The 25,639-nt window shown below is 68.7% G+C and carries 26 protein-coding genes and 4 pseudogenes; 14 read left to right on the forward strand and 16 right to left on the reverse strand.

From position 1 onward, the window contains the following. The 3 genes from nrdI to nrdF all read left to right on the forward strand — a co-directional run. Positions 1–257: class Ib ribonucleoside-diphosphate reductase assembly flavoprotein NrdI (gene nrdI / locus JWP54_RS05795; protein WP_297368606.1), on the forward strand; the 257-nt coding region annotated here is incomplete at its 5' end. A gap of 44 nt (positions 258–301) precedes the next feature. After that, complete coding sequence (gene nrdE, locus JWP54_RS05800) at positions 302–2,473, forward strand: class 1b ribonucleoside-diphosphate reductase subunit alpha (protein WP_297368609.1); 2,172 nt, start codon at positions 302–304, stop codon at positions 2,471–2,473. 105 nt (positions 2,474–2,578) lie between these two features. Beyond that, entirely contained in the window at positions 2,579–3,553 is a 975-nt protein-coding gene (gene nrdF / locus JWP54_RS05805; protein WP_297368613.1) for a class 1b ribonucleoside-diphosphate reductase subunit beta, read from the forward strand. A gap of 102 nt (positions 3,554–3,655) precedes the next feature. On the opposite strand, the pseudogene JWP54_RS05810 reads toward nrdF, so the two are convergent. Further along, positions 3,656–5,234: pseudogene (locus tag JWP54_RS05810) on the reverse strand (ABC transporter ATP-binding protein). Positions 5,235–5,399: 165 nt separating this feature from the next. On the opposite strand from JWP54_RS05810, the gene JWP54_RS05815 reads away from it, so the two are divergent. Beyond that, positions 5,400–5,681 (forward strand): hypothetical protein, encoded by a 282-nt coding sequence (locus JWP54_RS05815; RefSeq protein ID WP_297368620.1) that lies wholly within the window; start codon positions 5,400–5,402, stop codon positions 5,679–5,681. Positions 5,682–5,783: 102 nt separating this feature from the next. Here JWP54_RS05815 and budA read toward each other — a convergent pair whose 3' ends face one another. Together budA and JWP54_RS05825 are read right to left on the reverse strand one after the other, a co-directional pair. Further along, positions 5,784–6,515, reverse strand: coding sequence for an acetolactate decarboxylase (gene budA / locus JWP54_RS05820; RefSeq protein WP_297368623.1), 732 nt, complete (start codon positions 6,513–6,515; stop codon positions 5,784–5,786). A gap of 27 nt (positions 6,516–6,542) precedes the next feature. After that, on the reverse strand, positions 6,543–7,463 hold the full coding sequence (locus JWP54_RS05825; RefSeq protein ID WP_297368626.1) for a hypothetical protein: 921 nt from the start codon (positions 7,461–7,463) through the stop codon (positions 6,543–6,545). Between the two features lie 176 nt (positions 7,464–7,639). Between JWP54_RS05825 and JWP54_RS05830 the strand changes: the two genes are divergently transcribed. Both JWP54_RS05830 and JWP54_RS05835 read left to right on the forward strand, forming a co-directional pair. Then, positions 7,640–9,073 carry a protein kinase gene (locus JWP54_RS05830; RefSeq protein ID WP_297368629.1) on the forward strand — a complete coding sequence of 478 codons (1,434 nt, stop codon included), beginning with the start codon at positions 7,640–7,642 and terminating at the stop codon, positions 9,071–9,073. 137 nt (positions 9,074–9,210) lie between these two features. Then, a complete protein-coding gene (locus JWP54_RS05835) occupies positions 9,211–9,762 on the forward strand; it encodes a universal stress protein (protein WP_297368632.1) in 552 nt (183 codons plus the stop codon). 46 nt (positions 9,763–9,808) lie between these two features. Here JWP54_RS05835 and JWP54_RS05840 read toward each other — a convergent pair whose 3' ends face one another. Beyond that, complete coding sequence (locus JWP54_RS05840) at positions 9,809–10,099, reverse strand: PLDc N-terminal domain-containing protein (RefSeq protein WP_297368636.1); 291 nt, start codon at positions 10,097–10,099, stop codon at positions 9,809–9,811. A gap of 218 nt (positions 10,100–10,317) precedes the next feature. Between JWP54_RS05840 and JWP54_RS05845 the strand changes: the two genes are divergently transcribed. Further along, positions 10,318–10,959 (forward strand): ScbR family autoregulator-binding transcription factor, encoded by a 642-nt coding sequence (locus tag JWP54_RS05845; RefSeq protein ID WP_297368639.1) that lies wholly within the window; start codon positions 10,318–10,320, stop codon positions 10,957–10,959. Positions 10,960–11,090: 131 nt separating this feature from the next. Then, positions 11,091–11,651, forward strand: coding sequence for an NAD(P)H-dependent oxidoreductase (locus JWP54_RS05850; RefSeq protein ID WP_297368642.1), 561 nt, complete (start codon positions 11,091–11,093; stop codon positions 11,649–11,651). A 102-nt stretch (positions 11,652–11,753) separates the two neighbouring features. On the opposite strand, the gene JWP54_RS05855 is transcribed toward JWP54_RS05850, so the two are convergent. After that, entirely contained in the window at positions 11,754–12,185 is a 432-nt protein-coding gene (locus JWP54_RS05855; RefSeq protein ID WP_297368645.1) for an Ohr family peroxiredoxin, read from the reverse strand. 116 nt (positions 12,186–12,301) lie between these two features. On the opposite strand from JWP54_RS05855, the gene JWP54_RS05860 reads away from it, so the two are divergent. The 3 genes from JWP54_RS05860 (at position 12,302) to JWP54_RS05870 (ending at position 13,778) form a co-directional block, all read left to right on the forward strand. Continuing rightward, positions 12,302–12,862, forward strand: coding sequence for a MarR family transcriptional regulator (locus tag JWP54_RS05860; protein WP_297368648.1), 561 nt, complete (start codon positions 12,302–12,304; stop codon positions 12,860–12,862). 141 nt (positions 12,863–13,003) lie between these two features. Next, a complete protein-coding gene (locus tag JWP54_RS05865; RefSeq protein WP_297368756.1) occupies positions 13,004–13,282 on the forward strand; it encodes a GNAT family N-acetyltransferase in 279 nt (92 codons plus the stop codon). Positions 13,283–13,364: 82 nt separating this feature from the next. Further along, entirely contained in the window at positions 13,365–13,778 is a 414-nt protein-coding gene (locus tag JWP54_RS05870; protein WP_297368651.1) for an Hsp20/alpha crystallin family protein, read from the forward strand. 45 nt (positions 13,779–13,823) lie between these two features. Here JWP54_RS05870 and JWP54_RS05875 read toward each other — a convergent pair whose 3' ends face one another. The 8 genes and pseudogenes from JWP54_RS05875 to JWP54_RS17690 all read right to left on the reverse strand — a co-directional run. Beyond that, the gene (locus tag JWP54_RS05875) at positions 13,824–14,054 is read right to left on the reverse strand and encodes a hypothetical protein (RefSeq protein ID WP_297368770.1); all 231 of its coding nucleotides are present in this window, start codon (positions 14,052–14,054) and stop codon (positions 13,824–13,826) included. Positions 14,055–14,132: 78 nt separating this feature from the next. Then, positions 14,133–14,219: pseudogene (locus JWP54_RS17680) on the reverse strand (ABC transporter ATP-binding protein); the annotation flags it as partial. A 113-nt stretch (positions 14,220–14,332) separates the two neighbouring features. After that, a pseudogene (locus JWP54_RS05885) lies at positions 14,333–15,520 on the reverse strand (ATP-binding cassette domain-containing protein); the annotation flags it as partial. Continuing rightward, positions 15,517–16,431: an ABC transporter permease gene (locus JWP54_RS05890; protein ID WP_297368654.1), complete on the reverse strand. Its 915-nt coding sequence runs from the start codon at positions 16,429–16,431 to the stop codon at positions 15,517–15,519. The pseudogene JWP54_RS05885 and the gene JWP54_RS05890, both read right to left, overlap by 4 nt. Beyond that, a complete protein-coding gene (locus JWP54_RS05895; protein WP_297368657.1) occupies positions 16,428–17,465 on the reverse strand; it encodes an ABC transporter permease in 1,038 nt (345 codons plus the stop codon). Before JWP54_RS05895 ends, JWP54_RS05890 begins: the two co-directional genes overlap by 4 nt. 95 nt (positions 17,466–17,560) lie before the next feature. Further along, positions 17,561–19,144: an ABC transporter substrate-binding protein gene (locus tag JWP54_RS05900; RefSeq protein WP_297368660.1), complete on the reverse strand. Its 1,584-nt coding sequence runs from the start codon at positions 19,142–19,144 to the stop codon at positions 17,561–17,563. Between the two features lie 89 nt (positions 19,145–19,233). Further along, positions 19,234–19,560: an amidohydrolase family protein gene (locus tag JWP54_RS17685; protein WP_367274188.1), complete on the reverse strand. Its 327-nt coding sequence runs from the start codon at positions 19,558–19,560 to the stop codon at positions 19,234–19,236. Further along, positions 19,475–19,963, reverse strand: a pseudogene (locus tag JWP54_RS17690) (amidohydrolase family protein); the annotation flags it as partial. The gene JWP54_RS17685 and the pseudogene JWP54_RS17690, both read right to left, overlap by 86 nt. Before the next feature lie 413 nt (positions 19,964–20,376). Here JWP54_RS17690 and JWP54_RS05910 point away from each other — a divergent pair. Further along, the gene (locus tag JWP54_RS05910; RefSeq protein WP_297368663.1) at positions 20,377–20,841 is read left to right on the forward strand and encodes a DUF296 domain-containing protein; all 465 of its coding nucleotides are present in this window, start codon (positions 20,377–20,379) and stop codon (positions 20,839–20,841) included. 7 nt (positions 20,842–20,848) lie between these two features. On the opposite strand, the gene JWP54_RS05915 is transcribed toward JWP54_RS05910, so the two are convergent. Next, entirely contained in the window at positions 20,849–22,447 is a 1,599-nt protein-coding gene (locus JWP54_RS05915; RefSeq protein WP_297368666.1) for a helix-turn-helix domain-containing protein, read from the reverse strand. 177 nt (positions 22,448–22,624) lie between these two features. Here JWP54_RS05915 and JWP54_RS05920 point away from each other — a divergent pair, with 177 nt between their 5' ends. Together JWP54_RS05920 and JWP54_RS05925 are read left to right on the forward strand one after the other, a co-directional pair. Continuing rightward, a complete protein-coding gene (locus JWP54_RS05920) occupies positions 22,625–22,813 on the forward strand; it encodes a hypothetical protein (RefSeq protein ID WP_297368669.1) in 189 nt (62 codons plus the stop codon). Positions 22,814–23,156: 343 nt separating this feature from the next. Further along, positions 23,157–23,948, forward strand: coding sequence for a M23 family metallopeptidase (locus tag JWP54_RS05925; RefSeq protein WP_297368672.1), 792 nt, complete (start codon positions 23,157–23,159; stop codon positions 23,946–23,948). A 78-nt stretch (positions 23,949–24,026) separates the two neighbouring features. Here JWP54_RS05925 and JWP54_RS05930 read toward each other — a convergent pair whose 3' ends face one another. Then, positions 24,027–24,452 carry a CHY zinc finger protein gene (locus tag JWP54_RS05930; RefSeq protein ID WP_297368675.1) on the reverse strand — a complete coding sequence of 142 codons (426 nt, stop codon included), beginning with the start codon at positions 24,450–24,452 and terminating at the stop codon, positions 24,027–24,029. A 126-nt stretch (positions 24,453–24,578) separates the two neighbouring features. Further along, a complete protein-coding gene (locus JWP54_RS05935; protein WP_297368678.1) occupies positions 24,579–25,496 on the reverse strand; it encodes a thioredoxin domain-containing protein in 918 nt (305 codons plus the stop codon). Positions 25,497–25,639 lie beyond the last annotated feature (143 nt).

Raw genomic sequence — 25,639 nt, forward strand, 5'->3', positions numbered from 1 at the left:
GGGGAGAGGGCTCCGTTCCGAAGCAGGTCATCCGCTTTCTGAACGACCCGAGGAACCGGCAGCAGCTCCGGGGAGTGATCGGGGCAGGGAACACAAACTTCGGGGACAACTACTGCATGGCCGGCGATATCATCGCCGCCAAGTGCGGAGTGCCCCACCTATATAGATTCGAACTCATGGGGACGCCGGAAGACGTCACCAGGGTACAACAGGGATTGGAAGAGTTTTGGACACGACTGTCGCAGACACAGCAGTAACTGAGGGCGCAGGCTCCCACGGTGCCGCCGTCGAGAAGCCGGAGATGCCGGCCGCCTACAAGGGCCTGGGCTACCACGAGCTGAACGCCATGCTGAACCTCTACGGCCCCAACGGGGAAATCCAGTTCGAGGCCGACCGCGAGGCCGCGCACCAGTACTTCCTGCAGCACGTGAACAACAACACCGTGTTCTTCCACGACCTCGAGGAAAAGCTCGACTACCTCGTGAAGAACGAGTACTACGAGCGCGAGACCCTCGACCAGTACACGATGAACTTCATCCGCGATCTCTACAAGCGCGCGTACTCGAAGAAGTTCCGCTTCGAGACCTTCCTGGGCGCCTTCAAGTTCTACACCTCCTACACGCTGAAGACCTTCGACGGCAAGCGTTTCCTGGAGCGCTACGAGGACCGCGTCTGCATGGTGGCCCTGCACCTGGCCCGCGGCGACGAGCAGCTCGCGCTGCAGATGGTGGATGAGATCATCGAGGGCCGTTTCCAGCCGGCCACCCCCACGTTCCTGAACGCCGGCAAGCGCCAGCGCGGCGAGCTGGTCTCCTGCTTCCTGCTCCGCATCGAAGACAACATGGAGTCGATCGGCCGCTCCATCAACTCCGCCCTGCAGCTGTCCAAGCGCGGCGGCGGCGTGGCCTTCGCCCTGACCAACATCCGCGAGGTCGGCGCGCCGATCAAGCAGATTGAGAACCAGTCCTCCGGCGTCATCCCCGTGATGAAGCTCCTCGAGGACAGCTTCTCCTACGCCAACCAGCTGGGTGCCCGCCAGGGCGCCGGTGCCGTGTACCTGCACGCGCACCACCCGGACATCTACCGCTTCCTGGACACCAAGCGGGAGAACGCGGACGAGAAGATCCGCATCAAGACCCTCTCGCTCGGCGTCGTGATCCCGGACATCACCTTCGAGCTGGCCAAGCGCGACGAGGACATGTACCTGTTCTCCCCGTACGACGTCGAAAAGGTCTACGGCATGCCGTTCTCCGACGTCTCGGTCACCGAGAAGTACTACGAGATGGTGGACGATTCCCGGATCAAGAAGACCAAGATCAAGGCGCGCGACTTCTACCAGACACTCGCCGAGATCCAGTTCGAATCCGGCTCCCCGTACATCATGTTCGAAGACACCGTGAACCGGGAGAACCCGATTGACGGCAAGATCATCATGTCCAACCTGTGCTCGGAGATCCTCCAGGTTTCGCAGCCCACCACGTACCACGATGACCTGTCCTACGACCAGACCGGCAAGGACATCTCCTGCAACCTGGGCTCGCTGAACATTGCCAAGACCATGGACAGCCCGGACTTCGGCCTGACCATCGAGACGGCCATCCGGTCCCTCTCGGCAGTCTCGGACATGTCCAACATCACCTCGGTGCCGTCCATCGCCCGCGGCAACGACCAGAGCCACATCGCCTCGGTGCTGTCGATCGAGACCGGTAACGACAAGTCGCACGCCATCGGCCTGGGTCAGATGAACCTGCACGGTTACCTCGCCCGCGAACGGATCTACTACGGCAGCGAAGATGGCATCGACTTCACCAACATCTACTTCTACACGGTGCTGTTCCACGCCCTGCGTGCCTCGAACAAGATCGCCATCGAGCGCGGCACCACCTTCGAGGGCTTCGAGAACTCCACCTACGCGTCCGGCGCCTTCTTCGACAAGTACACCGACCAGGTCTGGGCACCCCGCACCGTGCGCGGCGCCGAGCTGTTCGCGAACTCCAACGTCGAGATCCCCACGCAGGCCGACTGGGCCGAGCTCAAGGCATCCATCATGGCGCACGGCATCTACAACCAGAACCTGCAGGCCGTGCCGCCGACCGGCTCGATATCGTACATCAACAACTCGACCGCGTCGATCCACCCGATCGCCTCGAAGATCGAGATCCGCAAGGAAGGCAAGCTCGGCCGCGTGTACTACCCGGCGCCGTTCATGACGAACGACAACACCGAGTTCTACCAGGATGCGTATGAAATCGGCTACGAGAAGGTCATCGACACCTACGCTGCGGCCACGCAGCACGTGGACCAGGGCCTCTCGCTGACCCTGTTCTTCAAGGACACCGCCACGACCCGCGACATCAACCGTGCCCAGATCTACGCATGGAAAAAGGGCATCAAGACGATTTACTACATTCGTCTGCGCCAGATGGCCCTCGAGGGGACCGAGGTGGAGGGCTGTGTTTCCTGTGCGCTATGAGTGAGTAGCGGCATAATCGGTGGTCGAGCTTGTCGAGACCACGTAGATAACTCTCGAGATCTCGACAAGCTCGATCAACGACGTAACACCAAGAGGAAAAACACCATGATTGACAAGCTCAAGCTCGTCTCCCACGTTGACGCGATCAACTGGAACAAGATCGAAGACGAGAAGGACGTCGAGGTGTGGAACCGCCTCGTCAACAACTTCTGGCTGCCCGAGAAGATCCCGCTCTCCAACGACGTGCAGTCCTGGAACCAGCTCACCCCGGTGGAGCAGCAGCTCACCATGCGCGTGTTCACCGGCCTGACCCTGCTGGACACCATCCAGGGCACCGTCGGCGCCGTCTCGCTGATCCCCGACGCGATCACCCCGCACGAGGAAGCCGTCTACACGAACATCGCGTTCATGGAATCGGTGCACGCGAAGAGCTACTCCTCGATCTTCTCGACCCTCGCGTCGACGAAGGAGATCGACGAGGCGTTCCGCTGGTCGACGGAGAACGTCAACCTGCAGAAGAAGGCGTCCATCGTGATGGACTACTACCAGGGTGACGACCCGCTCAAGCGCAAGGTCGCCTCGGTGCTGCTCGAGTCGTTCCTGTTCTACTCGGGCTTCTACCTGCCGATGTACTTCTCCAGCCGCGCCCGCCTCACCAACACGGCCGACCTCATCCGCCTGATCATTCGGGATGAAGCCGTGCACGGGTACTACATCGGCTACAAGTTCCAGAAGGGTCTCGAGGGTGCCACCCAGGAGCGCAAGGACGAGATCAAGGACTACACCTTCAACCTCATGTTCGAACTGTACGAGAACGAGGTGCAGTACACGCAGGACCTCTACGACCAGGTCGGCCTGACCGAAGATGTCAAGAAGTTCCTGCACTACAACGCCAACAAGGCGCTGATGAACCTCGGCTACGAGGCCATGTTCCCCAAGGCCGTCACCGATGTGAACCCGGCGATCCTGTCGGCCCTGTCGCCGAACGCCGACGAGAACCACGACTTTTTCTCTGGGTCGGGCTCCTCGTACGTCATCGGCAAGGCCGTCAACACCGAAGACGACGACTGGGACTTCTAGCCCCTCTCGCCACTGAGTTCCGGAAAAAGCACCCTCGTTCTCGCGAACGGGGGTGCTTTTTCCGAAAAATGAGGTCCTGACAGCGCTTGCGAGCCACCACGGCTAGGGGGCTGAGGTGGGCTCCGTGAGGATGGTGGCGTCGGCCGCGTCCGTGGGCTCGTCCGCGGGGTCTCCGCCCATGAACTGGGACATGTAGAGGGCGTAGTAGGCGCCGCGGCGCACCAGCAGGTCGTCGTGGTTGCCCTGCTCCACGATGCGGCCCTCCTCCATCGCCAGGATGGTGTGGGCGTCGCGGATCGTCGACAAGCGGTGCGCGATCACGAACGAGGTGCGGTCGGCGCGAAGCGCGGCCATCGCGATGCGCAGCGCCTCCCACAGTTCGTCGTCCGTCGCACCCGCCCGGCCGAAACGTGCCGGAGAACAGGTACGGCTTCTGCGGGATCAGGCCGACGACCTGGGCGAGCTGGCCGCGGGTGAGGGTGGAGACCGGGACGCCGTCGATGGTGACGGCGCCCTGCTGGGCGTCGTACAGGCGGGCGGTGAGGTTGATCAGGGTGGTCTTGCCGGCGCCGGTGGAGCCGACGATCGCGGTCGTCTGGCCGGGCGCGGCGGTGAAGCTCACGTTGTCGAGCACCGGTCGCTCGGCGCCCGGGTAGCCGAAGCTGACCCCGCTGAATTCGACCACTCCGGTGGTGGGAGCGTTCACCCGGGCATCCGTGGCGATGGTCTGGCTGCTGACCGTGTCGAAGACCTCGGTGATGCGTTCCGCGCAGACGATGGAGCGGGGGACCATCATCACCATGAAGACGCCCATCATCACGGCCATCAGGATTTGCAGCAGGTACTGCAGGAACGCCGTCAACGACCCGATCTGCATGTCGCCTGCATCCACCCGGTGGCCGCCGAACCAGAGCACCGCCGCGGTGGCGAGGTGCAGCACCATCGTGATGACCGGGAACATCAGCACGAAGATGTTGCCGACCTTCACGGACACGGCGGTGATCGACTCGTTGGCCTTGCGGTAGCGCTCGGACTCGAAGGGCTCCCGAACGAAGGCGCGCACGACGCGGATGCCGACGATCTGTTCGCGCAGCACGCTGTTGATGCCGTCGAGACGGTCCTGCATCAGCCGGAACAGCGGCAGCAGCAGGAACACCAGGAAGCCGACGATGACGAAGAGCACCGGCACGGACACCCAGACCAGCCAGGACAGGCCGGCGTCTTCGCGGAGCGCCATGATGATGCCGCCCACGCACATGATCGGGGTGGACACCATGAAGTTCAGCGTCATCAACACGAGCATCTGCACCTGCTGCACGTCGTTGGTGCCGCGGGTGATCAGGGTGGCGGTACCGAAGCCGCCGAGCTCGAGCGCGCTGAGGGAGTCGACCTTGCGGTACACCTCACGGCGCAGGTCGCGGCCGATGGCCATGGCGGTGCGGGCACCGAAGTAGACGTCGCCGATGGCGGTGACGACCTGCACGAGGCAGACGATCAGCATCGTCATGCCGGTCGACCAGATGAAGTCCGTGTCACCCCGGGTGACACCCTCGTCGATGATCTGCGCGTTCAGGCTCGGCAGGTACAGGGCGGCGATCGTGGCGACCAGCTGCAGCAGGAAGACCCAGATGATCCGGCCCCGGTACGGCCTGGCGTGGCTGAGAATCCGGGAGGTCAGTATCAACGGGGGTCCTCACGGACACGAGCCAGGGCTGCCCGGCGTAGCTCACGCTCCACCCTTGAGCCTCGTGAATGGTACCAGTGGGCCGTCCCGCCCGACGGAGATTCCCGACACCGGCTCATATTTCTCGCCGGCCGGGGCGCCGGCGCGGCCTACTCTGGGGAAATGCCCCGGACCACGCGACGAAAACCGAATGAACTCGTACCGGCGTGGCCGGACGGGCCCGCCGACACCCCGGTCGGGGAGGTCGCCCGGGTGTTCGCGGCCAACCTGCGCCTGGCCATCGGGGAACGGAGCATCCGCAGCGCAGCGGACGCCTGCGGGATGAACCACGCCACCCTCATCGGCATCCTCGACGGACGCGCCTGGCCCGACATGGAGACCATCGCCAAGCTCGAAGGCGGGCTGGATGCTGCACTGTGGCCGGGCCGCGGCACGGGACGCTGACGGAACCGGCCTGTCGCGCCTGAGCGGGAGAACGCGGACGGGGTTACCGGGTCTCGACATGCTCGACCGGCGAGTGGGGCTCGATCGGCGAGGGCGGCGGGCTCAGCGGTGGTTCTCGGTCTGCTCGATCTGGTCGGCGAGATTGTCGGGGCTGAGGTCGGCGTGCCGGAATTCGGCGGTGAGCGGCAGCTCCAGGTGCAGGTCGGTGCCGATGCAGATCTCGATGGTGCCGGAGAGTAGCGCGAAGTCGAGCACGTGGCCGCCCTGCTGGCGTTCCGCGTCGATGAAGTGCACGTGGCCGCCGGGAACCCCGATGCCCTGCCCGTAGAGCGGGGTGCGGAACCCGGCGACGACGCCCCACGATCGGCCGAACGCCAGGGTCTTCTCGCCGCGGACGGCCTCCGACATCGGCTGGTACGGTTTCTCCTGCTTGTGCACCGCCCGTACCCGCACCCATTCGAACTCGCCGGTGAGCCGCACCGCGTACAGGTAGTTCGCCGAGTCCAGGCCTCCGTTGATGAGAGCCACGGCCTCGTCGCGGGTGGTGAGCCCGTCGACGGGAATGGTTACGGTGGGCACGAACTCGGTGACCACCGCGAACGGGCTGAGGTCGCCGCCGTCAGCGGGGGAGACGGTGCCGTCAACGCGCATCCGGTAGCAGACGCCGTCAAGGATCAGCATCTCGCCGTCGAGCGCGTTGAAGGTGCCCAAGCCGAAGTCGCCGTGCTCGAGCAGGGTGGCCACGGCGGTGTCACCGTCGTAGATGCCGTCGAGCAGGGCGCTCATCAGGCTGGTCTGGTACACGAGATGGCGCCCGGTGGGGATCTCCATCATGATTCCTCCTTGATCGTTCGGCGAGTGTCAGAGCGAGGGGATGAGCTCGGGGGCGCGGCAGGGCTGGCCGCCGGCGTAGTTCAGGCAGGAATCGAAGACGGCGGGGTACGGGTCGGTGGCGCCGTCGCCGAACCAGGCCGAGTAGAACAGCCAGAAGTTCAGGTTGCCGTGGGTGGAGCACCCATCGCCGTCCTGGCCGGACTCGGCCAGGGCCGCCTCGTTGGGCTGGTATGGCGTGTAGTTGTACAGGTTCGCGGTGGCCTGGTTACGGATGTCGACGACGTTCGCGCCGCAGGCCGCATCGGGGTTGTAACCCACCTCGACATCACCGATCTGATACGTGCGGTCGGGTTCCTGGGTGTACTGCCGGAACTGCCAGGCGGCGTGGTAGACCTGATTGAAGAAGCCGAAGAAGTCGGCGTCGCAGTCGGCGGTGTCCGGGCAGCCGTAACCGGTGGCGCGCAGGTAGCCGTCCGCGGTCGGCCGGCTGAGCAGCGACTGCTCCTTCTGCAGCAGCACCAGCAGCACCCGGGGGCTGATGCCGCAGGCGGTGGCGACCTGGCTGATGATGCGGCTGGCCCGTTCGTGCTCCGCGCCGGCGTAGGCAGCGCAGTGCCCGGGCCCGGCGGCGGGCTGATCGGTGGTGCTCTCGCGGTACTCCCAGAGGCACGGGGATTCGTCGGTGCTGGTGCAGCTGCGCGACTGGACGAAGGTCTGGATCTCCGACTCGGTCATCGCGTCGGGGTTGAAGAAGCTGAAGTCGCTGACGATCCGGCCGGGCGAGAAGGCCGCCATGTCGATTTCCTCGGTCGCGATCGCAGCGACGGGCTCGGCCAGGGCCGGCTCCGCGCGCACCGCAGCGTTGACGAGGGCGGCACCGGTCAAGGCGACCACGAGGACCGCCGCCGTCGCGAGCGCTGGCAGACGGTGGCGCTCGGAAAACCTCATGATTCGACCCTAGCGAAGCCACAGCGGCACCGGGGGGGAGAGGCCAGGGAGTCCCGCATCGGGCGGCGCCCGGGCAGATGTTACGGGCACCTAACGATTATTTGCGGGGATGCCCGGCGCCCGGTCGGCAGAGGCATCCGGCTGGATAGAATTGCCTCTCGGGAAAGGCGGGCACAGTGCCGGAGAACGGTGCGGCGATAGGCCTGCTCCTGCGTGGGCGCTACCAGCTGCTTGAACTGATCGGCCAGGGCGGCATGGGCGCCGTCTACAAGGCGCGAGACGAGTTCCTGGGCCGGAACGTTGCCATCAAGATCTTCCTCGCCCACGCCACGACCGCCGCCGACGTGCGGCGTCAGGAGGACGAGGTCAACATCCTCGCCGCGCTCAACCACCACAGCCTGGTCACCCTGCTCGACGCCTCGGTCGACCGGAGCGTGCCCGCCAAGCCGCGCATCTACCTGGTGATGGAACTCGTCGAGGGCGCCGACCTGCAGCGCAAGCTCGCCGGCGGCCCACTGCCGGTGCGCCAGATCGCCCAACTGGGCTACGACCTGGCCGAGGGGCTGGAGTACATCCACTCCCGCGGCGTCGTACACCGGGACGTGAAGCCGGCCAACGTGCTGCTCGTCGACTACAACGGCGACAACTCCCGCACCCGGGCCAAGCTCACCGACTTCGGCATCGCCCTGCTCGCCGAATCCGAGCGGTTCACCGCGGATGGTTCCGCCACCGGGAGCGCCCACTACATGAGCCCGGAGCAGGCGACTGGCGACCCCGTCGGCCCGGCCAGTGACGTCTACGCCCTCGGCCTGGTGCTGCTGGAGTGCTTCACCGGCGAGACCGCGTTCCCCGGCGCCGCGGTGCCCTCCGCGCTGGCCCGGTTGATGAGGGACCCGGCCATCCCCGACACGGTTCCGGCGGCCTGGGCCGGCTTGCTCGCTGCCATGACCGCGCGCGATCCGGGCGACCGCCCACTCGTGAACGACCTGGTGTTGGCGTTGCGCCAGTTGATCATCGGTGCGTCCGGCCGTCACCGCGCCGAAGCACCGTCGCAGCCGGCCGGCATTGCGCGCGCCACCCGGCCCGGAGCGCCGGACGCCGACGACGAGGAGGGCCGGATGAACGCCGTTCGGCGCTACGACCTGCTCGACACCCCAGCGGACGGCGCCTTCGATCGGATCACCGGGATGGCCGCGCGGATCTTCCAGGTGCCGATCGCGCTGGTGAGCGTGGTGGACCACGACCGCATCTGGTTCAAGTCCCGGCACGGGCTCGCCGTCGACCAGATCGACCGCGACGAGGGCTTGTGCGCCTCGGCGATCCTGCACCACGAACCGTGGGTGGTGACCGACGCCCGCAACGATCCCCGCGCCCTCGCGAACCCCCTCGTGGCCGGTGAGATGGGCCTGCAGTTCTACGCCGGTGTTCCACTCACCACGCGGGACGGGCACAACCTGGGCACCTTCTGCGTGATCGACCACACGCCGAGGGACTTCACTCCCACCCAGCTCGCCACCCTCGAGGACCTCGCTGCGATGGTGATGAGCGAACTGGAGCTGCGCCTGGAGAACCGCCAGGCGTTGCTCGACCGCCGCGCCCTGTCAACCTGATCGGCGGCGGCCGGCCGGCTTCCGGGCTGGTCGGGTAACGAATCGGCCCGCGCTCTTCCGGCGGCGGAGGCAGAGCGCTTGAATGGTAGGCAACCGCGAGAGTCGGATTCACCGGCCGCTGCGGCAGGAGGGTCATCATGGATGCTGACACAGGCCAGGGCGGCGGCGCGGCGCGGGCCACGCCCGGCGACGCCGCAGCGGTGCACGCCGAAGCGGCCGGACATCCCCCACAGCAGCCGGGCCCGCGAAGCGGCATCGTGGTCGGGCATGACGGCTCCGCGGACGCCAACCACGCGCTCGGCGTGGCGCTCGAGCTGGCCGCCGGCTTGGCGGTGCCGGTGACCGTCGTGCGGGCCTGGTCGATCGACACTGCCCCGCGTCCGGCGAACTGGGAGTTCGGCTACGTCTCGTCCTACTCCGACTACGCGGGCGCCGTGACCGAAAGGCTGCAAAAGGACACCAGGGCACTCGTGGCCGCGCATCCGGCCCTGGCTGTGGAGTACCGGGTGGCGTTGGGCGGCCCGGCGAAGACGCTGATCGAGGTGTCCAAGGGATCGCGGATGCTCGTGGTCGGCTCCCGGGGACGCGGCGGGCTGGCGGGGATGCTGCTCGGCTCGGTGAGCGAGCAGTGCGTGCGGCACGCGGAGTGCCCGGTGCTGGTGGTGCCGCCGCTGCCCAAGCACTCCTGACCGGCCGGATGGGCGGCCGGGCCGCCCGGAGTTGGGCCGGGTGGGTTTAGCCGGTTCGGGGGTGGTTGCCCACCGCAAACCAGGCAATCGCCCCGAAGACCGGCGCGAAGACCACCGACAGTACCCAGCGGGTGCGGGCCGGTTCGCGCAGGTGCACGGCCTGGCTGATCTGCACCAGCGCGGCCACGATGAGCAGCACGGCGCCCAGCGCCGCCAGGATCAGCACGGTCAGGCCGATCACCGCGCCCAGGTGCGCCCCGTCGATCCCGGCGCCGTCCAGGGTGTTGCCGGCGCCGGATTCCCGGGCCACGGTCAGTCGAAGCGTCTCGCTGTTCATTCGTCGGTTTCCCCTCGAGCCCGGCAGATGGTGCCCGGCGGCGACGCGGGGCGGGTGGAGCGCAGGTGCAGGAGTCGTCGGCCGGGAAAACAGGTTCCCCCCGGAATGTTCGCCCGGCCTGAAGAAAGCATACCAAACGGTATGATTCTTGGGGACCCGATCACGGGGCAATTCTCGCCCACCGTGCCAGGCTGGGCCCGTTCGATTCGAGGAGGGTCATGACTCCGCAGGCCCGCGCCGTCGAAACCCGGGCGGTGATCATCCGCGCCGCCGCCGACGTTTTCGGTGCTTTCGGCTACGGCGGTGCCTCGATGGCTGACATCTGCCTCGCCGCCGGCCTCACCAAGGGGGCGGTGTACTTCCACTTCGAGTCGAAGGAGGCTCTTGCCCTGGCCGTCATCGACGCTCAACACGAACGGGCGATCGCGCTCGGCGGCGAACTCCTGCACAGCGACCAGCCCGGACTGCACGTGCTGGTGCGGATGGCCGTCGAACTGGCCACACAGCTGCGCACCGACCCGGTCTCCCGCGCCGGGATCCGCCTGACCATGGAGTCGAGCAACCTGTCCGCTCCCGTCGTGACTCCCTACGAGGACTGGATCGCCGCCTGCGACCTGCTGCTGCGCCGGGCGATCCTTGACGGCGACGTGCGCGCGGATGTCGATGTGGCCGCCGCCGCCCGATTCATCAGCCCGGCGTTCACGGGTGTGCAGGTCGTCTCCGATGTGCTCACTGGACGCGATGACCTGATGCAGCGGATCGTGGAGATGTGGTCGTTCGTGCTGCCGAGCCTGGTGGTGCCGGAGCGCTGGGAACAGCTGCGCACCCTGCCGCAGGAGATCGTCGAGCTCTGGGCCTGACGCGCCGCAGGGCCCGCCGGCGCGGAATAGTTTTCCCGGCTCGCGGTTGGGCTCAGTGTGGAACCGCGGTTTCGCACCCGGCGCAGGATAGGCATCCGCCCTGCGCCTCACGCACCAGGAAAGAGAAAACCTTGACAGATATCCTCGTACTCGTCGGTAGCCTTCGCGCCGGATCGACCAACAAGCAGATCGCCGAAACCGCGGCGCAGAACGCCCCGGAGGGTGTCTCGCTCACGGTGTTCGGTGACATCGCTCAGCTGCCCTTCTACAACGAGGACATCGACACCGAGGACACGGTCCCGCAGTCCGTCGTCGACTTCCGCGCCGCCATCGGCTCCGCCGACGCGCTCCTGGTCGTCACCCCCGAGCACAACGGCACGATTCCCGCTGTGCTCAAGAACGCGATCGACTGGGCCTCGCGCCCGTACGGCGCGAGCCAGCTGGTCGGCACCCCCGTCGCCGTGATCGGCAGCGCCTTCGGCCAGTTCGGCGGCGTGTGGGCCCAGGACGAGGCCCGCAAGGCACTCGGCATCGCCGGCGCCACAGTGCTCGACGACATCAAGCTCGCCATCCCCGGCTCCGTCGTGCGCTTCGCCGACGTGCACCCCAAGGATGACGCCGAGGTCGTCGGCCAGCTGGACGAGGTCGTCGCCGGCCTCGTCTCCGCCATCGGAGCCCCGCAGGCCGCGTAGTACCGCGCCCGGCACAACTGTGCCCCGTACGGACATCTGCACCCGGCACACCGGGACCATTTGTCTGCACGGGGCACAGTTGTGTGTGTCGGAGTTGGCGGGTTAGTCCTCGTCGGTGACGACGCTCAACAACACGTTGAGGTTGCCGCGGGTGGCGCGTGAGTACGGGCAGACGGCGTGGGCGGCTTCCATGGCGGCCTGGGCGGTCGCCCGGTCGGCGCCGGGGATCTGGGCTTCGATGGAGACCTCGAAGTCGAGGTTGGTGGCCAGGCTGCCGACCAGGTTCACCGTGAGGGTGACGGCGGACTCGGAGACGTCGATCTTGTTCTGCCGGGCGGTGGCCTTGAGGGCGTTGTGGAAGCAGGCTGCCCAGCCGCTGGCGAAAAGCTGCTCGGGGTTGGTGCCCGGCCCGCCGTCGCCGCCCATGTCCTTCGGGATGGACAGGTCGAGGTCGAGCTTGTTGTCGCTGGTGACGACCTTGCCGGTGCGTCCGCCCCAGGACGTGGCGGATGCGGTGTAGATGGCGTTGGTCATGATTGTCTTCTTTCAGGTAGAGCGGAGGACACTGGACTGAGCGCCCATGTGGGCGCTTTACTCAAGTGCTTCGTATTCGAAACAACTGTATCCTCAGGGCAACGTTAGGACCGCGCATGGGAATTCCCGAACCGACCATTTCGGCCGATGAGATGCGCGCCTGGGCGGCCCTGTTCGAGACGTCGAACATCGTTCAGTACGCGGCCGACCGCAACCTGCGCGACACCGTCGGACTCACGCTGGCGCAGTTCGAGATCCTCCTGCGCATCGGCGAGGCCGGCGCCGACGGCCGCCGCATGACGGACATCGCCGACGCCCTCACCGTCTCGCGCAGCGGCCTGACCTACCAGGTCGGTCAGCTCGAACGGAAGGCCCTCGTGCTGCGGAAGCCGGCCCCCGACGACGACAGGTCGGTGATCGCCCAGATCACGCCGGCCGGGCTCGACCTGCTACGGGCGGGCATCCCCGGCTATGTGGACCTGGTCCGGGAGATGCTGTTCGACCGGTTGAGCCACGCCGACCTGATGACCGTCACCGAGATCCTCGACGACGTGCGCCGCCAACTCAAGGAGCAGCCCAAGCGTTCCACCTTCCGGCGCGGCCGGTCCAAGGGCGCTGCCGACCGGGCAGCCGGTGTGGCTGCGCCGGGCGAAACCCTGCCGACCGCCGCTGACTAGGGGTCGAGTGCTGGTGGGGTTTGCATCCTCGGGCGCGATGGGCAGACTGGGATCAGGAGCAATCCACCTCCCGGCGGCCCGGACGGGCAGGGCGACCAGCGCACCGTCGAACTCGTCGAGGCCGAACGGCGCTACGTCCTACTGCTCGGCGGGGTGCGGGTCGGCTCCACCACCTACGTGGACCACGGCTCCCAGCGCGTATTCGTGCATACCGAGATCGACCTGGACCAGGGCGGCAAGGGCCTTGCGTCGACCCTCGTGACCGGGGCGCTGGCGGATGTGCGCGCCCGGCAGTTGCGGGTCGTGGCGATCTGCCCGTTCACGGCGTCGTACCTGCGCGGCCACCGCGAGTGGGACGACGTGGCCGACCCGGTGACCCCGCGGCTGACGGCCGACATCCGTGCCGCCGGCCTGCTCTGACGCGCTCGGCGGCCTGAGCGGCCGGCCGTCGGCGGGGGTACTGTGTGCAGCGGAATGCAGGCCCGACCCAAGGAGATGCATCATGGCCGGAGGAATAGCACGCCGCGACCGTTTCGAGCTGCCCGACTCGGTGCGCCGCTTTTTCGAGGGCGATTGGGATTCGTCTGGGATACGGGTGGAGGAGTACCAGGAGGGCAGCACGCTGGTCGTGAAGGCCGAGATGCCCGGCATCGATCCGGAACAGGATGTCGACGTCTCGGTGTCGGACGGGGTGTTGCACATCAAGGCAGAACGCCAGGAGCGCACCGAGCACAAGGACAAGAGCGGCTACCGCACCGAGTTCCGCTACGGCTCGTTCTCCCGGGATATCCCGCTGCCGGGCGGCAGTCAGGACGCGGAGGTCTCGGCCAGCTACCGGGACGGCGTGCTCGAGGTGCGGGTGCCCGTCGCCGAGCGCCCGGAGCGCCGGGCAAAGATCGCGGTGACGCGCGGCTGAGCCGGCCGCCTTCGCCGCCTTCGCCGCCTTCGCCGCCTTCGCCGGTCAGGCGTTTCGGCGGCCGGGGATCGACGCGACCAGTTCGCGGGTGTAGTCCTCGACCGGGGCCGACAGCACCCCGGCGGCGTCGCCCTGCTCGATGACCCGGCCGGTACGCATCACGGCCACCCGGTCGGAGACCTGCCGGATCACGCCGAGGTCATGCGAGATGAACAGGTAGCTCAGGCCGAACTCCACCTGCAGGTCCACGAGCAGTTGCAGGATCTGCTCCTGCACCGACACGTCCAGGGCCGACACGGGCTCGTCCAGAACCAGCAGCTCGGGGCCGAGTGCCAGCGCCCGCGCGATGGCGACGCGCTGGCGCTGCCCGCCGGAGAGCTGCGCGGGCCGGCGGTCCACGAGGGCGGGGTCGAGGCGCACGGCGGAGAGCAGCTCCCGCACCGCGCCCGCTGCGACCTGTTGCCCACCTTGAATGCGCGAAGCGGTTCGTCGACGAGCCGTTCAACCGACATGGTGGGATCGAGCGAGCCGAACGGGTTCTGGTAGACCACCTGGATGCGCCGGCGCAGCTGACGCAGTTCCTCGCCGGCCACGGAACTGATGTCCTGGCCGTCGAAGCGGATGCGACCGGAGTCCGGCGTCACGATCCGGGCGGCGATGCGCGCGGTGGTGGTCTTGCCCGAACCGGATTCGCCGACGATCGCGAAGGTGCTGCCGCGGGGAACCGCGAAGGAGACCGCGTCGACCGCCGTGAGGGTTTTCGCGCCGCCGGCGGGCTGACGCAGGGAGTAGGTCTTGGTGAGGTCGTCGACGGCGAGGATGTCGGGAACGCTCGTGGCGGTGGCCGAGGCGCGGAACGCCAGGGTGAGCCTGGATCGTGCCGCGGCGGCGTAAGCGTCGCCCTGGGCGCTCGCCGGGCGCGGGGCCAGCCGTCCGCTCGTGAGGCCGGGCGCGGCCGCGACGAGTTCCCGGGTGTACGGGTGCGACGGCGCGCCGAGCACGTCCGCTGGGGTGCCCTGCTCGACGATCCGGCCGGCCTGCATGACCAGGATCTGGTCGGCGCGGTCGGCCGCGATGGCGAGGTCGTGGGTGACCAGGATCACCGCGGTGCCCTGGTCCCTGGCCAGCGTCTCGAGGCGGTCGAGCACGTGCCGCTGCACCGTCACGTCCAGGGCGCTGGTGGGCTCGTCGGCGATCACCAGGCGCGGCGAGCACGACCAGGCGACACCGATCAGCACCCGCTGCCGCATGCCGCCGGAGAGCTTGTGCGGGTACTGCCCGGCGCGGCTGGCAGCATCCGGGATGCCGACCTCGTCGAGGATCCGCACGGCGGCGGCCGCCGCATCCGCCCGGTTCAGCCCGCGGTGCAGGCGCAGGCTCTCGGCGATCTGCTCACCGACCTTCATGAGCGGGTTGAGCGAGTTGCTCGGGTCCTGCGGGACGAAGCCGATGTCGGCGCCGCGGATCCGGCGCAGGGCGCGATCGGGCATCGTGACCAGGTCCCGGCCGTCGAAGGAGATCGACCCGGAGACGATGCGGCCGCCGTCCGGCAGCCGGCGTACGAGCGCCTGCGAGATGGTGCTCTTGCCCGACCCGGATTCGCCGACGACGGCGACGATAGCGCCGGGCGCCACGGTGAAACCGACGCCACGCACGGCGCGGGTGATGCCGGAGCGGGTGTCGTAGTCGATGTGCAGGTCCGTGACGCGCAGCAGGGCGTCGCCGGTGTCTGGGCGGGTCATCGTTCTCCTCCGATCAGGCGGGCCAGGCGGTTGACGGCGAGCACGACCGCGCGCACGACGACGCCGGGCAGGATGCTCAGCCACCAGGCGGTCGAGACGTAGTCGCGCCCGCCGGAGACGAGCGCGCCCCACTCGGGTTCGGGCGGCTGGGCGCCGAAGCCGAGGAAGCTCAGGGCCGACACGGCCAGGATGGCGGTGCCGAGTTCGAGGGCGGCCAGCGCGATCACCGGCCGGCCGGCGTTGGGCAGGATGTGGCCGAACAGGATGCCCGGCCAGCGCACGCCCAGCGTGCGAGCGGCCTCGACGTATTCTTCGTTCCGCACCCGCACGACCTGGGAGCGCATGATGCGGGCGAACGACCCGGCCGCGCCGAGTCCGACGCCCAGCGCCACCGACCAGGGGCCGAAGCCGAGCGTGGCGACGACGATGAGGGCGAGCAGGATGCTGGGCACGGCGATGAGCACATCGATGAAACGCATCACGATGAAATCGAGCGTGCCGCCGACGAAGCCGGAGACCAGGCCGAGCAGGGCGCAGACGAACACGCCCACCAGCACGGCCGTGCCGGCGGAGGCGAGGGAGAGGAACGCCCCGTGCACGACCCGGGAGAACAGGTCACGACCCAGGTGGTCGGTGCCGAAGAGGTAGCTGCCGCCCGGCGCCAGCAGGCGATCGGACGCGACGCCGGGGTACGGGTCGTGGGTGGCGATGACCCCGGGCATCAGCATCATCGCCAGGGCGGCCAGCACGATCAGGCCGGCCAGGAGCACGCCGGGCGAGAGGGCGGTGCGCAGCATCGGCGGGAGCCGCCGGGCAGACCGGTCGGTGCGGATGCGGGCAGGCGGGGTGGCTGTCACGGTGTGGGTGCCCTTGGCTTCGGAGGAGGCGGGAGAGGACGCGGGGGTGCTCATGATTCGACGACCGCCGTGTCACGGGCCGCGGCGACCCGGGCCGAACCGGCCCGGCGGCCGACCAGGGCGAGCCGCGTGCGCGGGTCGATCAGGCCGTAGGAGAGGTCGACGAGCAGGTTGACCACGGAGTAGACCAGGGCAACGACCAGCACGACCCCCTGGATGACGTTGGTGTCCCTGGCCAGCACGGCGTCGACGGTGATGCGGCCGATGCCGTCGCGGGAGAACACCGTCTCGACCACGGCGGTGCCGCCGGCGAGGTAACCGATGAGCAGGCCCAGGATGGTGACCGACGGCAGCAGGGAGTTCCGCAGCACGTGGCGCAGGAAGATGGTGCCGGTGCCCAGGCTCTTGGCGACCGCGGTGAACACGTACGGGCCCTTCCTGGCATCCAGCACGGCAGCGGAGAAGACCTGGAAGAAGATCGCCCCGACCGGCAGGGCCAGGGTGATGGCCGGCAGCACCACGCCGAGCGGGCTGCGGCTGCCCGAGGAGGGGAACCAGCCCAGCCCGAACGAGAACACGCTGACCAGGACCAGGCCGCTGAGGAACGCGGGCGTGGCCGCACCCAGCGGCGGAATCTGCAGCAGGGTCTGGCGCAGCCAGCGCCACGGGCTGACGAAGGCCAGGAAGGTGATGACGACGGCGGTGACGACGCCGAGGACCAGGGCGAGCACCGCGACGGCGGCGGTGTTCGGCAGCGCCCGGGCCACCATGTCGGCGACGGGTTGCCCGGTGGCGATGGAGACCCCCAGGTCGCCGCGGAGCGCGGACACGAAGTGACCGACGTACTGCTGCCAGAGTGAGCCGTCCAGGCCGTACTGGGCGCGGAGGGCCGCGAGTTCGGCCGGGTCGGTGGTGGTGGCGTCGCCGCCCTTGAGGGAGAGCGCGGCCAGCACCGGGTCGCCGGGCAGGAAGTGGATCAGCAGGAACGTGACCGTGTAGGTCGCCCAGATCACGAACGCGAATTGCACGAGTTTCGGGCCGAGATAGCGCACCGAGGCGGCCAGTCGGTCTCGGGGTGTTGGTGCCACGGGCTTGTTACCTCGGTGTTCGGTGTTCGGTGTTCGGCGGTGCAGGTGGGGCGAGCAGGCGGCGTCGCTGGAGCGACGCCGCCCGCCCGGAGGGACTACTCCGCGATGCGCACGTCGTAGAGCACGATCCGGGACGCGGAGTCGAAGGCGACGCCGTGGACGTTCGCGACCGACGCGTGCAGCTGCGTGGTCTCGAGGGTGGGGATGAGGTAGGCCTTGTCGATGATCAGGGCCTGCCCCTGCTCCACGAGGGCGGCACGCGCCTCCGCGTCGGCCGTGATGGCCTGCTCGGCCAGCACTCCCTCGAGCTCGGCGTCGTCGACGATGGCCCAGTGCGACGAGGCGGCCTGCGAGAACAGCACCCGCAGGGCATCCGGGTCGGTGCGGGTGAGGGCGGCGCCGAGGAAGTCGTAGTCGCCGCTGGCGATGACGCCGAAGAAGTCACCGGCGGTGACCATGTTCAGCTGCAGGTCGATGCCGATCTTGGCCAGCTGCATCTGCACGGTCTCCAGGACGTCCTGTGCGTAGAAGGCGGTGACCGAGACGCTCAGCTTCACGCCGTCCTTCTCCCGGATGCCGTCGGCGCCTTCGATCCAGCCGGCGTCCTCGAGGAGGGCCATGGCGGCGTCGGGGTCGTACTCCATCGCATCCGCCTGGCTGACGAAACCGGTCGTGGAGGAGGTGAGGGCGCTGGTGGGCGGCTCGGAGTTGGTGGCGCCGGTGAGGGTCTTGATTTCCTCGCGGTCGGTGCCCAGCAGCATGGCCTGGCGCACGGCCTCGTCGGAGACGATCGGGCGGCTGGTGTTCGGGATCAGGCTGTTCGGCACCCCGGTGTTCGCCTTGGCGTACAGGTTGAAGTCGTCGGTGTCGAAGCGGGCCTCGTCGGCGTACGGCAAGTCCTGGATGATGTCGAACTCGCCGGAATCCAGGCCGCCGGTGCGCACGCCGTTCTCGGTGATGATCGGGAACTCGATGGTGCTCACGAGAGCCTCCCCGGAGTGCTCGCGCAGGGTGGACGCCCAGTCGTAGCCGGCGCGCTTGACGATGACGACGGAGTCGTTGGGCACGTAGGAGTCGTAGACGAACGGGCCGGAGCCGATGACGCTCTGGCAGCGCTCTTCGGCCGTCGCGGCCGCGCTGGCCTCGGCGACCAGACCCAGGGTCATGGTGGAGGTTCCCTGCAGGAACTGGGCGTTGGGGGTGCTGAAGTTCACCGTGAGGGTGGCGTCGTCGGTGACGACGGTGCTGTCGTAACCGGCCAGGTACTGCGACGCAAGTGAAGCGGCGGGGCCGAGGGCGGCGAGGGCGTCGAAGTTGGCCTTGACGACGGTGGCGGTGAGCGGAGTGTCGTCGCTGAAGGTGACGTCGTCGCGCAGCGTGAACGTGAACGCGGTCAGGTCGTCGTTGGTCTCGAAGCTCTCCGCGAGCCACGGCACGATCTCGCCGGTCTCGGCGTCCTGGTCGGTGAGGGAGTCGACGACCTGGCGGCCGATGTTCAACGCCGTGGTCATCGACGTCTGCTGCGGGTCGAGGCAGGTGGGGTCTTCCTTGATGGCGAAGATCACGGTGTCTTCGGCGGAGGCGAGGGGGGTGCTGCAGGCGGTGAGCAGGCCGACCGTCGCCAGGGCGGCGACGGGGGCTGCGACCCACCGGGAGGACGGGGCAGTGCTGCGGGACATTCGAGGTGCCTTTCACGTGCGGGGTGCGGGGTGCGGGGAACGAACGTGCGCGTGCTGCGGGCGAACCGGCGGGGCCGGAGATTGTGGGGCTAGCGCGGGGCGGGGGTGCCGGGCAGTTCGCCGAACACCAGCCGGCCGCGGGAGAGCACGGCGACGATGTTGTCGGTGTGCAGATCGTCGAGGTTGGTGGCCGGGTGGCCGCGCAGCACCACGAAGTCGGCGCCGAACCCGGCGGCGAGGGTGCCGACCTGTGCGCCGAGCCCGATGGCGTCGGCCGCATCGGCGGTGGCGGCGTGCAGGCCCGTGGGCGCCGCTGCGCGCCCACTGCCGCACGAGCTTGCGGCACTCGTCCGGGCTGTCCGCCACCGGCGGGCGATCCGGGTAGTGCGGCGGCACGAACTGGTCGCCGTGCCCAGCCGTCATACCGACCTGGCCGTGCACGATCAGGCGGGGACTGGCCTGGATACCCTCCTCGAACACCCGGCTGACGGCCAGGTGGGTGGCGTCGCCGCCGAGGTCGCGCAGGGTGGTCACGCCGTACCGCGCGGCAAGCTGGGCGTTGGCGGCGATGTGGAACACCCGCTCCTCCGCCGGGGTGATCAGCGGCCAGGTCGACCAGTCAACCGACCGGGATCCCGAATATGCTCCGAGGTGCACATGAGTGTCGACAAGGCCGGGGATGATGCTGTACTCGGCGAGCGAGTCGTCGGCGTCCGGGGCCGGCTCGAGGCCTAGGATGTTGTCGCCGTCCCAGCTGAGCCGGCTGACGCCCCGGTCGGTGTGGCCGTCCCAGACGGTGATACCGGAGATCTCGCCCATCAGGAAAGCCACCGGACGGCACGAATCGAGCAGGGCAGAGCAGGCATGGCGGCAACTTTCGCGAGGACGGGGGCGGCCGGGCTGCCGCAACGAGGGGGGGTCCCAGACCCGCGTGGTCTGGCGCTCCTCCAGTCAGGCAAGCCGCTGCGGGTTCTGGCAATCGTGGTCCGTACAAGAAAACGACCCCGGATGTTGGAGGATCTTTGGTCGATCGACCGAACAGGTTTCGGGGTCGTTACGCCAGATTCCGAACGCGTGACCGCTCGGAGGACCCGATGAAGGCCCCGTCGGGAACGCCCGTCAACGTTGGCGGATCGGACGAAGGCCCGGCGGGAGCAATTGTGCTTAGCTCGACTGGCCGCGGTGAAAACCTCCGGGGCGCATCGATCGAGCTGCGCGGAGGGAGCGAAGGAATGTTCAGCACCGAGCTCGTCGGCGGCCGACGCATTGCGGTGGTTCTGCAGCCCGGGGACGACATCCTCGGAGCGCTCGGCGAGGCGTGTGCGGCGCACGGGATCGAACAGGGCTACCTGCCGGTGTTCCTCGGCGCGTTCACCGAGGTGTCCCTGATCGGCACCTGCCTGCCCGTCGAGGACGAAGATGTCCCGCTGAAGGATTCCGTACTGCTGACCAACGTGGAGGGCACCGGCTCCGGCACCATCGCGTGGGACGCCGCCGCGACGAGTGTGCAGATCCATTTACATGTCGCTATCGGCATGAAGTCTCGGGCGGCGGCGGGGTACGCCGGCCACCTGCTCGGCGGCACCGTGCACTACGTGACGGAGGTCGTGGTCGAGGAGGTGCTCGCCCCCCGGTTCGCCCGGCGGCCGGACCCGGCTGCGCATGACATCCCCAACCTGGTCTTCGAGGCCGTCTGAGCCGGGTTCAGGCGTCCGGGCCCTGCGGGTCCACGCACTCCAGGGCGAGGAAGAAATCCACCCGGTCACGCATGCTGGAGAGATCCCGTGAGGTGAGCGTTTCGATGCGGCCGACGCGGTACCGCAGCGTGTTGACGTGTACGTGCAGGTCGCTGGCGGCCTGCTGCCAGGCGCAACCGGAGTCGAGGTAGGCCCGCAGGGTCGGCACCAGGTCGGTGCCGTGCCGGGCGTCGTAGTCCGTCAGCGGCGAGAGCATCGCCTGCGCGAACGTCTGGCGCACCCGGTCGGAGAGCAGGGCCAGCAGGGCGTCGGCCGAGGGCGGGCTCGCCCCCGTCGACCACCGGATGGGAGCGGAACCGGGCAGCATCCGCATCCGGGACCGGGCGACGAGCAGCGCGGAGTGCAGCTGACCGGCGCCCCTGGTGGGATCGCTGATGCCGATCCGGAGCCTGCGCGTACCGAGCAGCGCCCGCTGGCCCTCCATCGGCCGGTCCAGCAGCCGCACGAGGGACTCCGCCGTGGGGTCCACGCCGTTGACGAGGAGCACCACCTCGGCTCCGGGCTCCGGGCCCGCGAGGGCGATCTCGCCGGATTCGCTGCCGATCAGGAGGTGCTCGCCGTCGGCGAGCATCCCCGTCACGGCCTCGAGCACCGCCCTGGCGGGATACCCGGGGTCGTCGACGAAGGCGGTGACCACGGTGATGGGCAGCGTCGGGTCGGCCCGGAGCATCCGCAGTCGTGCGGCCGCCTCACCAGGAACCAGGTTGTCGGCCAGGATCGTGCCGACCAGCTCCACGGCCTGGCGCTCGGCCGCGCGACGACGGTCATTGGCCAGTTCGAGCTCGACCCGGATGACGAGCATGAGCGAGCCCATGACGCGCACCATGTCCGGGGAGAACGTGCGGTGGTCGCCCAGGGAGACGAGATAGCCGGCCGTGCCGTCGCCGACGATCGGGTAGACGGAGGACGGCCGGCCGCTCTCGTCCGGGAGCACGAAGACGTCGGCGGAGGCATCGAGGGCGGCGTTCCAGACCGTACCGATGCGCTCGGTGCTGGGCGCTTGGCCCACCATGGCGGTCACCGTGCCATCCGCCTCGAGGAGCCAGCAATCCACGGCGAACTCTGTGTAGAACATCCGCAGGGCACCCTGGGCACCCTGGGCGCCCTGGCCGGAGGCGAGGTTGGCCAGCAGGTCCCTGGTGAACCCGGCGGCGCGGGAGTCCGAGCCGACGTCGGCGCTGATGGCGGACTCGATGTGGTGGCTGATCGATTTGAAGGAGACGTCGGCCGAGGTGGTGAGCAGCACGATGTGCCGGCTGCGACAGGCGGTGACGATGTAGTCGGGGATCTGGCCGATCAGGATGCGGCCGACGACGAGCACGGCGACGTCCTTGGCGGCCAGCTCGGAGACGAAGACTTCGGCGCTGTCGGGCCCGGTGGCCCACTGGGCGCCGGTGAGCACCAGGTCGCCCTCGGAAAGGAACCGGCCCGGGCGGGGCAGGTCGATGATGTACGAACCCTTGATCTCCCGCTCGAGCATCGCGGGCTCGGCCCAGGCGACGGAGAGGCCGAGCTCGGCGCGCTCGAGCAGATCGAGGACCCTCACCGCGCGATCCCGCAGGTTCGATCCGTCCGCGCCCGCGACACGCGGGCGAGACCGTGTGCCGGAGTTTCCATTCGGCCAATTTACGGGACCCCGTGGCCACCAGGGCGGGCGGGGCCGGTGCCGGGCGGTGCCGCCGGCGTCTGGACGGCCGGGCCACGGGTTGTCTAGGGTGAAGACATGGCTGGCGCCCGCACCGAACCATCCGTCGGCCGCAGCACGTGGCTCGGCTGGCTGTGGTCGGGGCTGGTGCTGGGGATCGGTCTCTGGGTGAGCCCGACCACGGGCGAATGGATCGCCCTGGTCTGCGCGGCCGGCCTGGTGATCCTGCCTCTCGGCGGTCGTGCCCTGCGCTCCCGCCGGCGATAGCGCTGCTCCCCGGCCGACCGGCCGACGCCGGCTCGCGCGGATGCGTGCATATGCATGAATGCACACGGGATCCCCAGAAAACTGATGTAACGTCACTTTCTTGCGCCCGGGCCGATGATGCCGCCGCGGCGTTGGATTCATTCAGCGGGCCGTCTGAGCCCCGCTGCTCCTGCTTTGCACCCGGCGTGCCCGCTTGCGCCTGTCGGTGAGTGAACCTCTGTCGAGGTCTCGTGGATCCGCGTCCTGATCCCGCCTCGACCGGAGAGCTTTACCATGTTCATTTCGATCGCCCTGTCCCATTCGATCGCACACCCGCGCGCTTGCCGCCCGACCCTGGCGGCCCATGCGCGGGGCTAGGCGCACAGGCTTCGTCGCGCCGCCGGTTCGGCCGCGTCGCCGGCAGGCCCTCGCCGTCACCGCCATGTCCCTTGTCGCCGTGCTCACCGCCATGGGCGCGCTGCCCGCGCAGGCCGCCTACCTCGACCCGGGCGTTGCCGTGCCAGCGGCCGCGGACCGGGCAGCGGATGCCGCGGCGGCGACCCGCCTGGCCGCCGGCCCGGTGCAGAGCATGAGCGTCACGACGGAGGCGTCGGTGGCCGTGCAGGCCGACACCTTCACCGGGAAGGAGATCCCGCCGCCCCCGCCGGTCGTCGCGCCCGCCGCGGTCGGCGCCGGCCCCGCCACCGCCGCTGCGCCCGCCGGGGCTGCCGTGCTGTGGCCGTTCGCCGGGGTCACCCGGATCTCCGACGGCTACGGACCCCGGTCCGCGCCGTGCTCCGGCTGCTCGACCTTCCACGACGGCCTCGACATGAACCCAGGCGTCGGCACCCCGATCGGGTCGATCGCCGCCGGCGTCGTGAGCTCGGTCACCGCGTACGACAACGGCGGCCTTGGTGTGCACGTGATGATCGACCACGTCGTCGACGGCCAGAAGGTGACCAGCACCTACGGGCACATGCTCGCCGGCTCCGCCGCGGTCACCGAGGGCCAGACCGTTTCGGCCGGGCAGCTGATCGGCAACGTCGGCAGCACCGGCCAGAGCACCGGTCCGCACATGCACCTCGAGCTCCACCTCGACGGCGTCACCGCCATCGACCCGTACGGCTGGCTGACCGCGCACGCCGGACCGATGTAACCCGGACCGGTATGACAAGGCGGTCCTCCGCCGCGGGTCACCCGGATGCTGCCGGCACCTCGACGTACCCGCAACGGGTCATCCGGCTGCCGGCGGCACTTCGAAGTACAGGTGGGCGTGCAGGCGGCAGCCGTCGTTGAAGGCGGACCCGCATGCCGGGCAGCCGGACACTGCCCGGTACTCGTCGATGCTGAGGGTGCGCCCGCAGGCTCCGCAGAGGATCCCGTGCTCGGCCCACTCCGCCGGCGCCCACCGCGCGGGCGGATGCTGCTCGGCGTCGGCGTGGCACTGGAAGCACGGGTAGAACCGCCCGCAGCAGCGGAACTTGATCGCGACGATGTCGGTCGGACCGTTGTAGTGCACGCAGCGGGTGGCATCGTCGACGACGGCGCCGTGCACGGCCGGCCGGCCGGTCTGCTCCCCGGCCGGAGGCGTGTGCACCATCAACGCGGCATCCGCCAGTTCGGCCTCGGCATGCTCGAGCGCTGCCTGCTCGTTAACCATGTCGCCTCCTCCATAGGGGCCGGCCGCCGCCGCATCCGCAGACAACTGTGGCCGGCACGGACAACTGCACCCGGTGTGCCGGGACCTATTGTCCGCACCGGCCACATTAGCCGAGTGGGGAAGTGCCTACTCGGCCGGCGCCTCGGTGCTGGTGCCTCCGCTGGTGTCGGTGGTGGCGGTGGCCTGCTCCATGACGAACGTCTCGAAGGCTGCGGCGTCGGCAAGGTCGCCGGAGTACTGCACACCCTGCACGAGCACGGTCGGGGTGCCGGTGAGGGCCTCCAGCGACGAATTGGGCAGCGGGCCCTCGAGGGCGCGGTCGGTGGCGGCGCCCACCCAGGAGCTGAACTCCTGGTCGGTGATGCAGGTGGCGACGGATTCGTCTGTGACGCCCGCGGTCTCCACCAGGCTCACCAGTTCGGCGTCGGTGAGGCCGCTGGTGCCCTCGGTGGGCTGGTTCGCGAACAGGGCGGCGTTCACGTCGAGGAAGTCGTCCGGCGAGTAGTTGGCCACGCAGGAGGCCGCGTTGGCCGACCGGGTGGAGTACTTGGTGCCGTTCGACGAGTTGTCCAGGATCGAGATGGGATGGATCTCGAGGGTGATGTTGCCCGCCGTGAGCCAGCTGTTGAGCTGGTCGGCGTTGGTGGTCTCGAACTGGTTGCAGTACGGGCACAGGTAGTCGAGGTAGACCGCGATGTTCACGGTGTCGGTGAGGGCGCTCACATCGGTGGCGACGGGATCGGCGTCCGGTTCGGTGGCATCGGTCTCCACGGCGCTGACGGTGGTGCCGTCCCCCTGCAGCAGGATGCCGTCGCTCGCCATGTTCAACGGCCCCGGCGTGGGCGGCTTGATGCTGCCGACCACGATGAACGCCACGATTGCGGCGATCGCGATCAGCGCGACCCCGATGCCGCCGCGCAGGAACCAGCGGTTTCGCGCATCACGCTTCTCCTGTTCCTCACGCTGGATGCGGGCGGTCTCGCGGGCCACCTCGCGGCGATCCTTCTTCGGGGGGAGCGGCTGGCCGGGGATATGTGCGTTCATGGACTGCGTTTGCCGTTTCGTCGGGACAGATTCTTCCCCGACGCTAGCGACCGAAGCTATGAGGCCGATCGCCGGGTGCTGTGAGCCCGCTGGGAGGGGTCGATTCCTCCGGGCCCGAATCGAGCCTAGACCCGTTCCGGGCG

Source organism: Cryobacterium sp., assembly GCF_025463825.1.
Lineage (GTDB): Bacteria > Actinomycetota > Actinomycetes > Actinomycetales > Microbacteriaceae > Cryobacterium.

Excerpts from the sequence above, each read along its gene's own strand:
- nrdE (WP_297368609.1), top strand. The coding sequence starts at position 302 with ATGCCGGCCGCCTACAAGGGCCTGGGCTACCACGAGCTGAACGCCATG.
- nrdF (WP_297368613.1), top strand. The coding sequence starts at position 2,579 with ATGATTGACAAGCTCAAGCTCGTCTCCCACGTTGACGCGATCAACTGG.
- JWP54_RS05815 (WP_297368620.1), top strand. The coding sequence starts at position 5,400 with ATGCCCCGGACCACGCGACGAAAACCGAATGAACTCGTACCGGCGTGG.
- budA (WP_297368623.1), bottom strand. The coding sequence starts at position 6,515 with ATGATGGAGATCCCCACCGGGCGCCATCTCGTGTACCAGACCAGCCTG.
- JWP54_RS05825 (WP_297368626.1), bottom strand. The coding sequence starts at position 7,463 with ATGAGGTTTTCCGAGCGCCACCGTCTGCCAGCGCTCGCGACGGCGGCG.
- JWP54_RS05835 (WP_297368632.1), top strand. The coding sequence starts at position 9,211 with ATGGATGCTGACACAGGCCAGGGCGGCGGCGCGGCGCGGGCCACGCCC.
- JWP54_RS05840 (WP_297368636.1), bottom strand. The coding sequence starts at position 10,099 with ATGAACAGCGAGACGCTTCGACTGACCGTGGCCCGGGAATCCGGCGCC.
- JWP54_RS05845 (WP_297368639.1), top strand. The coding sequence starts at position 10,318 with ATGACTCCGCAGGCCCGCGCCGTCGAAACCCGGGCGGTGATCATCCGC.
- JWP54_RS05855 (WP_297368645.1), bottom strand. The coding sequence starts at position 12,185 with ATGACCAACGCCATCTACACCGCATCCGCCACGTCCTGGGGCGGACGC.
- JWP54_RS05860 (WP_297368648.1), top strand. The coding sequence starts at position 12,302 with ATGGGAATTCCCGAACCGACCATTTCGGCCGATGAGATGCGCGCCTGG.
- JWP54_RS05870 (WP_297368651.1), top strand. The coding sequence starts at position 13,365 with ATGGCCGGAGGAATAGCACGCCGCGACCGTTTCGAGCTGCCCGACTCG.
- JWP54_RS05890 (WP_297368654.1), bottom strand. The coding sequence starts at position 16,431 with ATGAGCACCCCCGCGTCCTCTCCCGCCTCCTCCGAAGCCAAGGGCACC.
- JWP54_RS05900 (WP_297368660.1), bottom strand. The coding sequence starts at position 19,144 with ATGTCCCGCAGCACTGCCCCGTCCTCCCGGTGGGTCGCAGCCCCCGTC.
- JWP54_RS05910 (WP_297368663.1), top strand. The coding sequence starts at position 20,377 with ATGTTCAGCACCGAGCTCGTCGGCGGCCGACGCATTGCGGTGGTTCTG.
- JWP54_RS05920 (WP_297368669.1), top strand. The coding sequence starts at position 22,625 with ATGGCTGGCGCCCGCACCGAACCATCCGTCGGCCGCAGCACGTGGCTC.
- JWP54_RS05925 (WP_297368672.1), top strand. The coding sequence starts at position 23,157 with ATGCGCGGGGCTAGGCGCACAGGCTTCGTCGCGCCGCCGGTTCGGCCG.
- JWP54_RS05930 (WP_297368675.1), bottom strand. The coding sequence starts at position 24,452 with ATGGTTAACGAGCAGGCAGCGCTCGAGCATGCCGAGGCCGAACTGGCG.
- JWP54_RS05935 (WP_297368678.1), bottom strand. The coding sequence starts at position 25,496 with ATGAACGCACATATCCCCGGCCAGCCGCTCCCCCCGAAGAAGGATCGC.